Raw genomic sequence first — 13,351 nt, 5'->3', positions numbered from 1 at the left:
CCTCAGGTGTCGGTCCGATAACAGACCCGACGGGTGTTCTTATACACCCTTGACACCCCTAAAGGTCTAGGCCAAGCTCCCGGTACTGGTCTAAACCATTAACGACCAATCCCAGACCCACGAGCAGGACTCGGCCGTACGTGTCTCACGCGGCGGCCGGCATTTCGGGCGGTGGGGGGAGTTTCGGGCATCCTGAGGAGGGTGGCGTGAAGCGCAAGCTCATCGCGGCAATCGGCGTCGCGACAATGATCGTCGGTATTGCGGCGTGTGGATCTGACAAGAAGGACGACAACAAGGCCGGTGACGGCGGCAAGACGTCCGCTGCGACCGCCTCGTCCATCACTGTGTGGCTGACGGTGGACGCGCAGCACAACTGGCCGGAACTGGTGAAGGCCGCCGACGACGCGATCGTCGCCAAGCACCCGGGTCTGAAGGTCAAGCACGAGTACTACGCGTGGCCGGACAAGAATGCCAAGCTTGACGCCGTGCTCGCCACCGACAAGGCGCCCGACGTCGTCGAGATGGGCAACAGCGAGATGGTGCCCTACATGGCGGAGGGCGCCTTCGCCGAGCTGGACACCTCGAAGTTCGACAACTCCGGCGCGTGGCTGGACGCCCTCAAGCAGTCGGTGTCCTACGACGGCAAGACCTACGGTGTGCCGTACTACGCCGCCGCCCGTATCGCCACCTGGCGCAAGGACATCGCCGCCGCGGCCGGTGTCACCGCCGCCCCGAAGAACTGGACCGAGCTGACCGCCGACCTGGACAAGATCCAGGCCAAGGAGGGCCCGAAGTTCAACGCCTGGTACCAGCCCTCGCGTGACTGGTACGCCGGCCTGTCCTTCGTCTACGACGCCGGCGGCGCCATCGCCAAGCAGGACGGCGGCCAGTGGAAGGGCAGCCTGGAGTCCCCCGAGGCGATCAAGGGCCTCACCGCGTGGAAGGACGCCGTCGGCAAGTACATGCACGGCGACCTCACCAAGGACGAGTCCGACCGCTACATCGTCTACGGCCAGGGCAAGTCGGCCATGATCTACGCCCCCGGCTGGGAGGCCCCCTCCGCGGCCGACCCGAAGTTCGACAAGACCGGCGGCAAGATCAAGGACAACCTGGTCAACTTCGTGATGCCCGGCCCGTCCGGCAAGGCCCTCCCGGTCTTCCTCGGCGGCTCCGACCTGGCGGTCCCGTCCAAGTCGAAGAACGCCGACCTGGCGTCCGAGTGGATCAACGACTTCACCAACACCCAGGCTCAGACCACCCTGATGAGCAAGGGCAACCTGCCCAACAACAACACGCAGCTGGCCACCCTCAAGGCCGACCCGGCGTCCGCGGTCACCGCCACCGCCGCCGAGGTGAGCTGGTTCGTGCCGACCGCACCGGGCTGGGGCACCGTCGAGAAGGCGCAGACCATGCAGACCATGCTGCAGGACATCGCCACCGGCAAGAAGTCCGTCGAGCAGGCCGCCAAGGACGCGGACGCCGCGATGGACAAGGTCCTCAACGTCAAGAACTGACCAGCCTCGCAACGTAGACCGGGACCGCTGAGGAGCACGTGATGAGTGCCGCTGATACCACCACCACCAAGGTGCCGCCGCCGCGGCACTCATCACCTCCCGGGCGCGGCCCCGGGAGAGCCCGCGCCGCGTCACGCGGCCGCAGAGTCAAGCTCGGCCGGACGCTCACGCCCTGGCTGCTGCTGGCGCCCTGCATCCTCGTCCTGGTGCTCGTCCTCGGCTACCCGCTGATCAAGCTGGGCACGCTGTCCTTCCAGGACTACAAGAAGCCCCAGCTGTGGGGCTTCAAACCGGCCACCTGGGTCGGCTTCGACAACTACCAGGCCATCCTCACCGACCACGAGTTCTGGTCGGTCGTGGTCAGGACCGTGCTGTTCGCGGCGAGCGCGGTGCTGCTCACCATGGTGATCGGCATGCTGGTCGCCCTGCTGCTCCAGCGGGTCTCCGGCTGGGTCCGCACCCTGATCAACATCGCCCTGGTCGCCAGCTGGGCGATGCCGGTGGTGGTCGCCGTCACCGTCTTCAAGTGGATGTTCGACAGCGACTACGGCGTCGTCAACTGGACGCTCAGCCAGCTGCCGGGCGTCGACTACAGCGGCCACAACTGGTTCGCGTCCGGCCCCGAGGGGCTGGGCGTGATCATGCTCCAAGTGGTCTGGGGCGCGATCCCGTTCGTGGTGATCACCCTCAGCGCCGGCCTCACCCAGGTCCCCAAGGAGCTGGAGGAGGCGGCCAGGCTGGACGGCGCCGACGCCTTCGGGGTCTTCCGCTACGTGACCTTCCCGATCATCAAGCCGCTGGTCGTGATGATGACGACCCTGTCGGTGATCTGGGACATGGGCGTCTTCGCCCAGGTGTGGCTGATGCGCGGCGGCCACCCCGAACCCGAGTTCCAGCTGCTCACCACCTACTCGTACGAGAAGGCGTTCGGCGTCAACGACTACGCCACCGGATCCGCCATCGCCCTGCTCACCGTGCTGCTGCTGCTCGGTGTGGTCGCGGTGTACATGCGGCAGATGCTGAAGATCGGAGAGGTGGAATGAGCGCGCTGACCTCGCGGCCGACCGCCGCCCCCACACGGCTGGACGCGGTGAACCGCCGCCGCCGCAACACCAAACTGGGCTGGAACCTGCTGGGCCTTGTGGTCTTCGCGCTGACCGCCTTCCCGGTCTACTGGATGATCAACACGGCGTTCAAACCGGCCAAGGACGCCATCGACCCGCACCCGCACTTCTTCCCGCTGCCGGTCTCGCTGGAGAACTTCCGCCGGGCGCTGAACATCAGCGACTTCTGGGGCCCGGTCGAGCGCAGCCTCATCGTCAGCGCCAGCACCGTGGTGATCGGCGCGGTCATCGGGCTGCTCGCGGCGCTGGCCATCTCCCGCTTCGCCTTCCGCGGCCGCAAGGTCGTCATCGTCGGCATCCTGACCGTGCAGATGGTGCCGCTGGTCGCGATGATCATCCCGGTCTTCCTGCTGCTCAACCAGATCCACCAGATCGACAAGCTGTCGGGCCTGGTCCTGACGTATCTGACCTTCATCCTGCCCTTCACCGTCTGGACGTTGCGCGGCTTCATCGTCAACATCCCCAAGGAGCTGGAAGAAGCCGCCATGGTGGACGGCTGCAGCCGCACCGGCGCCTTCATGCGGGTGGTCTTCCCGCTGCTGGCCCCCGGCCTGGTCGCCACCTCCATCTACGGCTTCATCCAGGCCTGGAACGAGTTCCTCTACGCCCTGCTGGTAATGAGCCAGGACCACCAGACCGCCACCGTGTGGCTGGGCTCCTTCACCACCCAGCACGGAACCGAGTACGCGCCGATGATGGCCGGGTCCACGATGATGGGTATCCCCGTGGTGATCCTGTTCCTGCTCGTCCAGCGCAAGATGGCCGCCGGCCTCACGGCCGGGGCGGTGAAGGGATGACCGTCATTTCCACCGACACGCCTGCGGAACTCCTGGTCCGCGACGCGCTGACCGTCCTGCAGCCCGGTTTCGTCGGCACCACAGCGCCCGAGTGGCTGCTGCGGCAGCTCGCCGAAGGCCTCGGCGCGGTGGCGCTGTTCGCCCGCAACATCGAATCGCCCGAGCAGTTGGCCGCGCTCACCGCCCAGTTGCGGGCGGTACGGTCCGATGTGCTGGTCGCGGCCGACGAGGAGGGCGGCGACGTCACCCGCCTTGAGGCACGCGGCGGCTCCTCCTTCCCCGGCAACCTCGCGCTCGGCGCGGTCGACGACGTGAAGCTGACCCGCGCGGTCGCCACCGAACTCGGCCGCCGGCTCGCCGAATGCGGGGTGAACCTCAACTGGGCGCCGTCCGCCGACGTCAACTCCGACCCGGACAACCCGGTCATCGGGGTCCGCTCCTTCGGCGCCGACCCCGACCTCGTGGCCCGCAACACCGCCGCCTACGTCGAGGGCCTCCAGTCCGCCGGGGTCGCCGCGTGCGTCAAGCACTTCCCGGGCCACGGCGACACCGCCACCGACTCGCACCACGCGCTGCCGCGTATCGACGTGGACCTCGCGACGCTGCACGCCCGCGAACTCGTGCCCTTCCGGGCCGCGTTGGCGGCCGGGACCAAGGTCGTGATGAGCGCGCACATCCTGGTGCCCGCGCTCGACCCCGACCTGCCCGCGACGCTGAGCGCCGCCGCGCTCACCGGCCTGCTGCGCGCCCCGCGCGAGAAGGGCGGCCTGGGCTACGACGGCCTCATCGTCACCGACGGCATCGAGATGCAGGCGATCGCCGCCACGTACGGCATCGAGCGCGGCACCGTCATGGCGCTGGCCGCCGGGGCCGACGCGATCTGCGTCGGCGGCGGCCTCGCCGACGAGCAGACCGTCCACGCGCTGCGCGACGCGATCGTGGCCGCCGTCGGCTCCGGCGACCTCTCCCGCGAGCGGCTCGCCGACGCCGCGGCCCGGGTCCGCGAGCTGGCCGCCTGGGCGGCCGACCGGCGGTCGGGTGCAGCGGAGGGGACCACACCCGGCCCCGCATCCTCCGACGGCTTCGGCTCCGCCTCCGAGGTCGGCCTCGAAGCCGCCCGGCGGGCGCTGCGGGTGACCCGCGCGCCCGGCTTCGCGGTACTGGACTCGGCGCCGTACGTGGCCGCGTTCACGCCGGTGGCCAACATCGCGGTCGGCGAGGACACGCCGTGGGGCGTGGCGGCCGAGCTGGAACGGCTGCTGGCCGGCACCGAGACGGCGACGTTCCGCGCGGCGGACGCGGGCGGGCCCGACTTCCTCGCGGGCGTGCTCGGCGCGGCCGGCGGGCGGCGGATCGTCGCCGTGGTCCGCGACGTGCACCGGCACGGGTGGATGGCCGAGGCGCTGAGCGGCCTCGTGGCCGCGCGGCCCGACACGGTCGTCGTCGAGATGGGCGTCCCGCAGGCCCCGCCGTGCGGCTCCCTCCACGTCGCCACGCATGGCGCCGCGCGCGTCTGCGGTGAGGCCGCGGCCGAGGCGATCGTCACGGCTCGCTGACCCCGGCCGAGGTCTGTACGGTCACCACCGGGGTGCGGTGCGCCCCTGGCCCGCGGTGCCGCCGCGGGCGGCTGCCCCTCGCGCCGGCGGTCCGCCCGCGGCCTCCCCTGCGGCCGCCGCCGCCGCTGGGCGGGTGCCCCTAGCGGCGCGTTGCCCGTCGGCCCCGCCGTCTCGGCTGAGCGCGCAGTTCCCTTCACCCCTACGGCCCTCGTCCTCCGCCGCGGAGGGCAGCCCCCCCGGGGGCGCGGGGAACTGCGCGCTCAGCCACGATGGCGCGGCACGCGGCAGGCCACCGCAAGGGGCAGCCCCCAGGGGCGCGGGGAACTGCGCGACAAGCCACGACGAGGCCGTCGTGTGGCCACGGCGGCCACCACCCCGGGGGCGCGAGGAACTGCGCGCTCAGCCACGATGGCGCGGCACGCGGCAGGCCACCGCAAGGGGCAGCCCCCCAGTGGCGCGGGGAACTGCGCGACAAGCCACGACGAGGCCGTCGTGTGGCCACGGCGGCCACCACCCCGGGGGCGCGAGGAACTGCGCGCTCAGCCAATACGGCGCGGCACGCGACAAGCCACCGCAAGGGGCAGCCCCCCAGGGGCGCGAGGAACCGCGCGCTCAGCCACGATGAGGCCGTCGTGTGGCCACGGCGGCCACCACCCCGGGGGCGCGAGGAACTGCGCGCTCAGCCAATACGGCGCGGCACGCGATAAGCCACCGCAAGGGGCAGCCCCCCGGGGGCGCGGGGAACCGCGCGACAAGCCACGACGAGGCCGTCGTGGGGAGACGGGCAGCCACCGCCCCGGAAGGGGACACGTACCCCCCGGAGCGGCGGCACCGCCGCAAGTGTGCCTGGTCGGGGCTAGAGCCCCTGCCAGGCCGGCTTGGAGGCGTAGGTGGCCCGGAAGTACGGCGCAAGCTTCAGCTTCGAGGCAGCCGCCTCATCCACGATCACCGTCGCATGCGCATGCAACTGCAGCGCCGACGCCGGAACAACCGCCGCGACCGGCCCCTCGACGGTCGCCGCGACCGCCTCCGCCTTGCCCTCACCGGTCGCGAGTAGCACCAGGTGCCGGGCCTCGAGGATCGTGCCGATGCCCTGCGTGATGACGTGGTGCGGCACGGCCGCGATGTCGCCGCCGAAGAAGCGGGCGTTGTCGATCCGGGTCTGCTCCGTGAGCGTCTTGATCCTGGTGCGTGAGGCGAGCGACGAGCAGGGCTCGTTGAAGCCGATGTGCCCGTCCGTGCCGATGCCGAGCAGCTGGAGATCGACCCCGCCGGCGGCGGCGAGCGCGGCGTCGTAGGCCTCGCACGCGGCCTGGACGTCGTCGGCGGCACCGTCGGGACCCATGAAGGACTCGGGGGACAGGCCGAGCGGTTCGACGACCTCGCGCAGTACGACCGAGCGGTACGACTCCGGGTGGCCGGTGGGCAGGCCCACGTACTCGTCCAGCTGGCAGACCCTGGCCCGGGAGGCGTCCACCGCACCGTCGCGCACCTTGGCGGCGAGGGCTTTGTAGACGGGCAGCGGAGTGGAACCGGTGGCCACGCCGAGCAGCGCGTCCGGCTTGCGGCGGAGCAGCGCGGCCATGGCCTCCGCGATGATGTCGCCGCCTGCCGCGGCGTCCGGGACGATGACAACTTCCACGCTGGGCCTGCCGTTCTGGAGAGGTGAGTGTGGTATAGACCAATCTACCAGGTGGGCACCCCTGCCCCCAGGCCGCCCCGGGGCAGGGCGGCAGGGGCGGTCATGGACCGGGGGATCGTCGCGGCCGGCGGCCGAACCGGATTTCCTCGCGATGGCGAAGGCCGCAGAAGCAGGCGCGTGGCGGCCCGCCGCCGCTTTCCCCCGGGTCCGCCAGTGGCCGGGGACCCGAAGGGCGCGCCGGGCCGGGGGTCCCCCGAATGAGGTCTGGGGAGTCCGGCGGCGGGCCGGTGGCGGAAAGAGGCCTGTCACTTCGGGCCGCGGTGCCGGGAGAGGACCCTCAGCCTCTCCAGCACCGCAGCCCGGAGCTGACGTCGGCGCCCGTGGCCGGCGGGGTGTGCGGTCCCCGCGGGCCCGATAGGGGCCGACCACGAGGCGGCGGCGTAGTCAGGGCAGAGAACGCCTCGCCTCGGTCCGCGCTCCTGTGCGGGGAGCCCGGAGGTCTTGTATGGTGCCATTGTGGACTAGACCATTAGTCGTTGTCCATGGGTGGGCCACGGATGTTCGTACCCGGCCCGAACAAATAGTGCCCGTAAACCGCGCGTCGCGCACCCCCCTCGGGCCGACGGGTACGCTCGCAGACGTGCCCTCCATGAACGACCTCGTCCGCGAGCACACCGCGCTCGACGCCTCCGACCTCGAATGGCTCCATCTGCTGGTCTCGGAGTGGCAACTGCTCTCCGACCTGTCCTTCGCGGATCTGGTGCTGTGGGTGCCCACCCGGGACGGCTCGCGCTATGTCTCGGTCGCCCAGATGCGGCCCAACACCGGGCCGACTTCGTACCAGGACGACATGGTCGGGCACCTGGTGCCGCGCGGCCGGCGGCCACTGCTGGACGCGGCGCTCGACGAGGGCCGGATCGTCCGGGAGGGCGACCCGGAGTGGCGCGAGGAGGTGCCGGTGCGGGTCGAGTCCATCCCGGTGCGCCGGGACGGCCGGGTGCTCGGGGTGATCGCCCGCAACACCAACCTGCTGACCGTCCGCACGCCGAGCCGGCTGGAGCTCACCTATCTGCAGAGCGCCAGCGACCTCGCCCAGATGATCGCGGCCGGCGCCTTCCCCTTCCCCGCCGAGCAGGTCGACATGGACGCCTCGCCGCGGGCCGGCGACGGGCTGATCCGGCTCGACGCCGACGGCATTGTGCAGTACGCCAGCCCCAACGCGCTGTCCGCCTACCACCGGCTCGGCCTCGCCGCCGACCTGGTCGGCCACCACCTGGGCAAGGCCACCGCCGAACTCGCCCCCGCCCGCGGCCCGGTGGACGAGGCGCTGGTCAAGCTGGCCAGCGGCTGGGCGCCGCGGGAGTTCGAGGTCGAGGGCGGCGACGGCGTCATCCAGCTGCGCGCGATCCCGCTCAAGCCCAAGGGCGTCCACACCGGCTCCCTGGTGCTGCTCCGCGACGTCACCGAACTGCGGCGGCGCGAACGGGAGTTGATGACCAAGGACGCCACCATCCGGGAGATCCACCACCGGGTGAAGAACAACCTCCAGACGGTCGCGGCCCTGCTGCGGCTCCAGGCCCGCCGGATGGACTCCGACAGCGCCCGTGAGGCGCTGGAGGAGGCGGTACGCCGGGTCGGCTCGATCGCCATCGTGCACGAGACGCTGTCTCAGACTCTGGACGAGCGGGTCGAGTTCGACGAGATCGCCGACCGGGTGCTGGCGATGGTGTCCGAGATCTCACCCGGCCGGGTCATCGCCCGGCGCGGCGGCCGGTTCGGCATCCTCACCGCGGAGATCGCCACCCCGCTGTCGATGGTGCTCACCGAACTGCTGCAGAACGCCCTCGAACACGGCTTCGGTCCCGGCGAGTCGGGCAGCGTGGACATCACCGCGACCCGCGGCCGGGAGCTGATCACCATCACCGTCCAGGACGACGGCCGCGGCCTGCCGCCCGGCTTCGACGCCCAGCAGGCCGGCAATCTCGGCCTGCAGATCGTCCGCACCCTGGTCGTCGGCGAGTTGGGCGGCACCTTCGACATGCTGCCCGCCCCGGTCCGCGGCACCCGGGTGATTCTCGAACTGCCCCTGGAGAGCTGAGAGTTCGCGCCGGACGCGGACACGCGAAGGCCCCCGTACCGTCATTGGTACGGGGGCCTTCGGATGCTGTGTGCTGCGCGTGTGACAGGTGCTGCGCGCTGCGGCTCGGTAGGAAGGCGCCTGTCAGGCGCTGGCGTTGCGGGCCCGGTTGCGGGCGGCGCGGCGCTTCATTGCGCGACGCTCGTCCTCGCTGAGGCCACCCCAGACACCGGCGTCCTGGCCGCTCTCCAGTGCCCACTGCAAGCACTGCTCCATGACGGGGCAGCGGCGGCAGACGGCCTTTGCTTCCTCGATCTGCAGCAGCGCAGGACCGGTGTTGCCGATGGGGAAGAAGAGCTCGGGGTCTTCCTCGCGGCAAACGGCGCGGTGACGCCAGTCCATGGCTGCTCCAACTCCTTGTGTGACAAGCACGTTGCTTGTGAATGTGAACGCTTTCACGAATCCCTTCACAGCGAACGGGACGCCACCCAGTCTTCACTGGTGCAGTCCCGCAGGTGTGAGGTGGAAGATTCGGGCTCTCAAGGGGGCCGGTTGGTCGGCCGTCCCGATCGCCACCTAGAGACTCGCAAACCTCGGCGGGAGATACAACCCCTTCAGGAAAGTTTTTTTTGATTCCTCGGTGTCGCCTCAATCACAGCCGTACTTCCATGGGGTGCAGGGCAGCCTAAACGTTCGAGTAAAAGGACTTTAGGCTCTTCGACTTACACAATCACACGCAGTGCACGGCGTACGCCTGTGAAGCTCGCGCTCGTACGCAGCCCCAGGTGGTCACCGTCCACCTGGAACGGCAATGCGGCCTGCGATTGCAAGGTGAAGTCCGTCAGATCGTGCAGGGCCACCGTGTGCTTGCCGCGAGGCCCCCGCTCCGGAGTGGAACGGAGCAGCTGCGCCGCGTAACGCGTGCCCGACAAGGTGGACATCTTGCTGACACCCAGCAGGTCAAGGGCGGTGTCGAAGGACGCGTCGGGGGAGGCGTACACCGGCCGGTTGCCCAGATACGTCCATGGCGCGGTATTGCACACTATCGCCGTCATCAGCCCGGCCACCGGCTCCTCGCCGGGGCGCTCCAGCGTGATCGTGCCGTGCCTGCGGTGCTGGTCGGCGACGAACTGCCGGGCCACCTGGCGCAGATACAGCGCATGCGTCGAACGTTTGCCCAACTCCCGCTGCTGCTCCACCCGCCCGACCACCCCGGCGTCGAAGCCGAGCCCCGCGCAGAAGGTGAACCACCGGTCGGGCACCCCCTCGTCCTCGGTGCCGGGCGTGCCGCTCACCAGGCCCAGGCCGACCGTACGCGACGATCCGGCGCGCAGGGCGTCCAGCAGGGCGCCGGTGGCCTCCACGGCGTCGTTGGGCAGCCCCAGGGCCCTGGCGAAGACGTTCGTCGACCCGCCGGGCACCACGGCGAGCTGCGGCAGCCGGTCGGGGTCGGGGCCGTGGTGCAGCAGGCCGTTGACGATCTCGTTGACGGTGCCGTCGCCGCCGAGGGAGACCACGAGTTCGACCTCGCCGCCCTCCACCGCCCGGCGCGCCAGGTCCCGCGCGTGCCCGCGGTATTCGGTGGTCGCGACCTCCAGCTTCAGATCACTGGCCAGTGCGGTGCTGATCACGTCACGGACCCGCGCGCTGGTGGTGGTCGCGGCAGGATTGACGACGAGAAGAGCACGCATGCCCGATAGCGTACCTACGCTTTTTCGCATCGGGCTACGCTGAGTGGTGTGAGCCAGAGCCCCCGCGACCCCTCGCCCGAGCCTTCCGCCGCCGCCGCGACGTCCGCCGCGGCCTCCAGCGGGGCGCCCGCCGCCGCACCGGCCGGGCGGCCGACCCCGCGGCTGATCGCGGCCGCGGCCATCGCCGGCCTCGAAGGGCTCGCGGTCGCCGCGTGGGGCGTCACGATGTTCTTCACCGACAGCCACAACGCGGTGCTCGCGGGCCTGACGGTGCTGGTCCTGGCGGCGCTGCCGCTGGCCGCGGCCCACGGGCTGCGCAAGGCGCGGCGCTGGAGCCGCGGGCCCGCGCTGATCATGCAGCTGCTGGCGCTGCCGATCGCCTGGACGATGCTGCACTCCTCGGGGGCGGTGGTCGGGGGCGGTGTCTTCCTCGGCGCCCTGGCGATCGCAGGGCTGGTCCTGCTGGTCCACCCGTCGACCACCGACGCCCTCGGCATCCGCCGCACCACCACCCCCTGACCGGCCCGACCCGGCTGTCCCGCCCCGGCGAGCGGCTACTCCTCGATCAGGAGCTTGTCGCGCAGCTGCGCCAGGGTGCGGGCGAGAAGGCGGGAGACGTGCATCTGGGAGATGCCGACCTCCTGCGCGATCTGCGACTGGGTCATGTTCCCGAAGAACCTCAGCAGCAGGATCGTCTTCTCCCGCGGCGGCAGCTGTTCGAGCAGCGGCTTGAGGGATTCGCGGTATTCGACGCCCTCCAGCGCCTCGTCCTCGGAGCCGAGGGTGTCGGCGACGGCCGGCGACTCGTCGTCGGTGTCGGGCACGTCCAGCGACAGCGTGCTGTACGCGTTCGCGGACTCCAGGCCTTCGAGGACCTCCTCCTCGGAGATCTTGAGGTGCTCGGCCAGCTCGTGGACGGTCGGGGCGCGGCCGTGCCGCTGGGACAGCTCACCGGTCGCGGTGGTGAGGGCGAGCCGCAGCTCCTGGAGGCGGCGCGGCACCCGTACCGCCCAGCCCTTGTCACGGAAGTGACGTTTGATCTCGCCGACCACCGTCGGGGTGGCGTACGTGGAGAATTCCACCCCGCGGTCGACGTCGAAGCGGTCCACGGACTTGATCAGCCCGATCGTGGCGACCTGGGTGAGGTCGTCCAGCGGCTCGCCGCGGTTGCGGAACCGCCGGGCCAGGTGCTCGACCAGCGGCAGATGCATCCTGACCAGCTGGTTGCGCAGCTCGGCCCGCTCGGGCGAGCCGTCGGGCAGCTTGCTCAGCTCGACGAAGAGCGCCCGCGCGCCGGCCCGGTCGTGCGGGTCGTGCACCGCCGGCCGCTCCTCGGCCGGCTCGGCGGCGTCGGCGGTCCCGGCCGGCCTGTCCTCCGGCGACTGCGCCGGTTCTTCCGCCGGTGGCTCCTCCGCCCGCTGTCCCGGCTGCTCCTGCGGGTGCTGTGCCGGCTGCTGCTCCATCGTCTTCGCCTGCTCCGCCGCGTCCAATGCGTCCCCTGGGGTCTGCCCGCCCACGGGTTCGGGATGGGGCCTGGCCGCGTCGCCTGCCGCTTGCGGCCGCCCGGCCGGACCCGCGGGGTCCGGCTGCTGGGCGGGTACGGAGGCGCGACCGCGCACCGCGGGCACGTCGTGCTCCGCGGGTGTGCCGGGGTTCTCCCCCCGGGACAGCTCAGCACTCATGGCGATTCCCCGTCTTCCTGCACGGTTGTACCGTCACCGGCCCGCGGGTGGGCCGGGACGCGCTGACCCTGACGACGTCGGCGGCGGCGCCGCCCTGTCCGCGATCCTCACGACAGCCCTGGAACGGCGCCGCGCTTCTTGTGCAGACTGATGCTGACCGTCTTGTCCTCGGCCACGGTGGAGTCCACCTCGCCGGCCAGTGCGGAGAGCACCGTCCAGGCGAAGGTGTCGCGCTCCGGTGCGCGGCCGTCGGTGGTGGGCGCCGCGACCGTCACCCACAGCGAATCCCCGACCAGCCGGAACACACAGCTCAACACGCTGCCGGGCACGGCCTGCTGCAGCAGGATCGCGCATGCCTCGTCCACGGCGATCCGCAGATCCTCGATTTCGTCGAGGGTGAAGTCCAATCGGGCCGCGAGACCGGCCGTGGCCGTCCGCAAGACCGACAGATACGCCCCCGCCGCGGGCAGCCGGACCTCGACGAAGTCCTTCGACCCGGGCTCGCCTGCGCTCTGGGACACCCTCACCTCCAAGGTGGCACACAGTGATTGCTCTGGTTCGCAGCGACGCTATCGCGATCCGCGCCCTGATGTCGCCCGGACGGAGCACGGTCGCCGCCATGGGCGAACCGGTCCGCGGGCCTTCCAGGGGCCGGAAGCGATTCCGTCCTGTCACCCATGGTAAGCGCATGGGCACGGACCGTGGGCCGCGCGGCGGGGTCTCAATTCGCATGCGAATTCGTCAGGTTGTCCGACCGGGCCGCGGCGGCGGCGCTGCCGGCGCCTTTCCCCGCCTGCCCGGCCAGCTTCTCAAGAGCGGGGCCGGTCAGGCGCTGCACGGTCCACTCGTCCTGCGGCAGGGCGCCGATCGAGCGGTAGACGGCCAGCGCCTTCTCGTTCCAGTCCAGCACCGACCACTCGAAACGCGACCAGCCGCGCTCCACGCAGATCGCCGCGAGCGCGGCCAGCAGGGCCTTGCCGTGGCCGGCCCCGCGCGCCTGCGGGCGTACGTACAGATCCTCCAGATACAGCCCGGGTGTGCCGGTCCAGGTGGAGAAGTTGCGGAACCACAGGGCGAAACCGGCCGGCTCGCCGGTGGTGTCGTCGGCCGCGATCAGCGCGTGCGCCACCGGATCGGCGCCGAACAGCGCGGTACGCAGCTGCTCCTCGGTGGCCTGCGCGTCCGCCAGCGCCCGCTCGTAGTCGGCGAGTTCACGGATCAGGGCGTGCAGGAGCGGCAGGTCGGCGGGGGTCGCGGCGCGGATCATG

General features: G+C 71.1%; 12 protein-coding genes. 6 read left to right on the top strand and 6 right to left on the bottom strand.

Annotation, left to right across the window (positions count from 1 at the left end; genetic code table 11):
- The first annotated feature begins 206 nt into the window (after positions 1 to 206).
- Genes OHA86_RS12060 through OHA86_RS12045 form a run of 4 tightly spaced genes read left to right on the top strand, consistent with a single transcriptional unit; the run spans position 207 to position 4,991 of the window.
- Entirely contained in the window at positions 207 to 1,514 is a 1,308-nt protein-coding gene (locus OHA86_RS12060) for an extracellular solute-binding protein (RefSeq protein WP_329174894.1), read from the top strand.
- Between the two features lie 41 nt (positions 1,515 to 1,555).
- Positions 1,556 to 2,557, top strand: a complete 1,002-nt coding sequence (locus tag OHA86_RS12055; RefSeq protein WP_329174892.1) for a carbohydrate ABC transporter permease — start codon at positions 1,556 to 1,558, stop codon at positions 2,555 to 2,557.
- Entirely contained in the window at positions 2,554 to 3,435 is an 882-nt protein-coding gene (locus tag OHA86_RS12050; protein WP_329174891.1) for a carbohydrate ABC transporter permease, read from the top strand. Before OHA86_RS12055 ends, OHA86_RS12050 begins: the two co-directional genes overlap by 4 nt.
- A complete protein-coding gene (locus OHA86_RS12045; protein ID WP_329174889.1) occupies positions 3,432 to 4,991 on the top strand; it encodes a glycoside hydrolase family 3 protein in 1,560 nt (519 codons plus the stop codon). Before OHA86_RS12050 ends, OHA86_RS12045 begins: the two co-directional genes overlap by 4 nt.
- 856 nt (positions 4,992 to 5,847) lie before the next feature.
- Here OHA86_RS12045 and nagB read toward each other — a convergent pair.
- A complete protein-coding gene (gene nagB, locus OHA86_RS12040; RefSeq protein ID WP_329174887.1) occupies positions 5,848 to 6,633 on the bottom strand; it encodes a glucosamine-6-phosphate deaminase in 786 nt (261 codons plus the stop codon).
- A gap of 649 nt (positions 6,634 to 7,282) precedes the next feature.
- Between nagB and OHA86_RS12035 the strand changes: the two genes are divergently transcribed.
- Positions 7,283 to 8,731 carry a sensor histidine kinase gene (locus tag OHA86_RS12035; RefSeq protein ID WP_329182371.1) on the top strand — a complete coding sequence of 483 codons (1,449 nt, stop codon included), beginning with the start codon at positions 7,283 to 7,285 and terminating at the stop codon, positions 8,729 to 8,731.
- 123 nt (positions 8,732 to 8,854) lie between these two features.
- On the opposite strand, the gene OHA86_RS12030 is transcribed toward OHA86_RS12035, so the two are convergent.
- Together OHA86_RS12030 and OHA86_RS12025 are read right to left on the bottom strand one after the other, a co-directional pair.
- Positions 8,855 to 9,112, bottom strand: a complete 258-nt coding sequence (locus tag OHA86_RS12030) for a WhiB family transcriptional regulator (protein ID WP_031520293.1) — start codon at positions 9,110 to 9,112, stop codon at positions 8,855 to 8,857.
- A gap of 320 nt (positions 9,113 to 9,432) precedes the next feature.
- Positions 9,433 to 10,401, bottom strand: coding sequence for a diacylglycerol/lipid kinase family protein (locus OHA86_RS12025; protein WP_329174884.1), 969 nt, complete (start codon positions 10,399 to 10,401; stop codon positions 9,433 to 9,435).
- A 48-nt stretch (positions 10,402 to 10,449) separates the two neighbouring features.
- On the opposite strand from OHA86_RS12025, the gene OHA86_RS12020 reads away from it, so the two are divergent.
- Positions 10,450 to 10,920 (top strand): hypothetical protein, encoded by a 471-nt coding sequence (locus OHA86_RS12020; protein WP_329174882.1) that lies wholly within the window; start codon positions 10,450 to 10,452, stop codon positions 10,918 to 10,920.
- Positions 10,921 to 10,955: 35 nt separating this feature from the next.
- Here the strand turns inward: OHA86_RS12020 and OHA86_RS12015 are convergent, their stop codons facing one another.
- The 3 genes from OHA86_RS12015 to OHA86_RS12005 all read right to left on the bottom strand — a co-directional run bounded on the left by OHA86_RS12015 (position 10,956) and on the right by OHA86_RS12005 (position 13,350).
- Positions 10,956 to 12,083: an RNA polymerase sigma factor SigF gene (locus OHA86_RS12015; protein ID WP_329174880.1), complete on the bottom strand. Its 1,128-nt coding sequence runs from the start codon at positions 12,081 to 12,083 to the stop codon at positions 10,956 to 10,958.
- A gap of 107 nt (positions 12,084 to 12,190) precedes the next feature.
- Positions 12,191 to 12,604: an anti-sigma regulatory factor gene (locus OHA86_RS12010; protein ID WP_033171796.1), complete on the bottom strand. Its 414-nt coding sequence runs from the start codon at positions 12,602 to 12,604 to the stop codon at positions 12,191 to 12,193.
- Between the two features lie 200 nt (positions 12,605 to 12,804).
- On the bottom strand, positions 12,805 to 13,350 hold the full coding sequence (locus OHA86_RS12005; RefSeq protein ID WP_329174875.1) for a GNAT family N-acetyltransferase: 546 nt from the start codon (positions 13,348 to 13,350) through the stop codon (positions 12,805 to 12,807).
- Position 13,351 lies beyond the last annotated feature (1 nt).

The organism is Streptomyces sp. NBC_01477, from assembly GCF_036227245.1.
GTDB lineage: Bacteria > Actinomycetota > Actinomycetes > Streptomycetales > Streptomycetaceae > Actinacidiphila.
The sequence above is the reverse complement of the archived record's forward strand: the minus strand, read 5'-3'. Positions and strand labels throughout refer to the sequence as shown.

Coding starts and splice junctions, on each gene's coding strand:
- OHA86_RS12045 (WP_329174889.1), top strand. CDS start 3,432: ATGACCGTCATTTCCACCGACACGCCTGCGGAACTCCTGGTCCGCGAC.
- OHA86_RS12015 (WP_329174880.1), bottom strand. CDS start 12,083: ATGAGTGCTGAGCTGTCCCGGGGGGAGAACCCCGGCACACCCGCGGAG.
- OHA86_RS12005 (WP_329174875.1), bottom strand. CDS start 13,350: ATGATCCGCGCCGCGACCCCCGCCGACCTGCCGCTCCTGCACGCCCTG.
- OHA86_RS12035 (WP_329182371.1), top strand. CDS start 7,283: ATGAACGACCTCGTCCGCGAGCACACCGCGCTCGACGCCTCCGACCTC.
- OHA86_RS12050 (WP_329174891.1), top strand. CDS start 2,554: ATGAGCGCGCTGACCTCGCGGCCGACCGCCGCCCCCACACGGCTGGAC.
- OHA86_RS12055 (WP_329174892.1), top strand. CDS start 1,556: ATGAGTGCCGCTGATACCACCACCACCAAGGTGCCGCCGCCGCGGCAC.
- OHA86_RS12025 (WP_329174884.1), bottom strand. CDS start 10,401: ATGCGTGCTCTTCTCGTCGTCAATCCTGCCGCGACCACCACCAGCGCG.
- OHA86_RS12030 (WP_031520293.1), bottom strand. CDS start 9,112: ATGGACTGGCGTCACCGCGCCGTTTGCCGCGAGGAAGACCCCGAGCTC.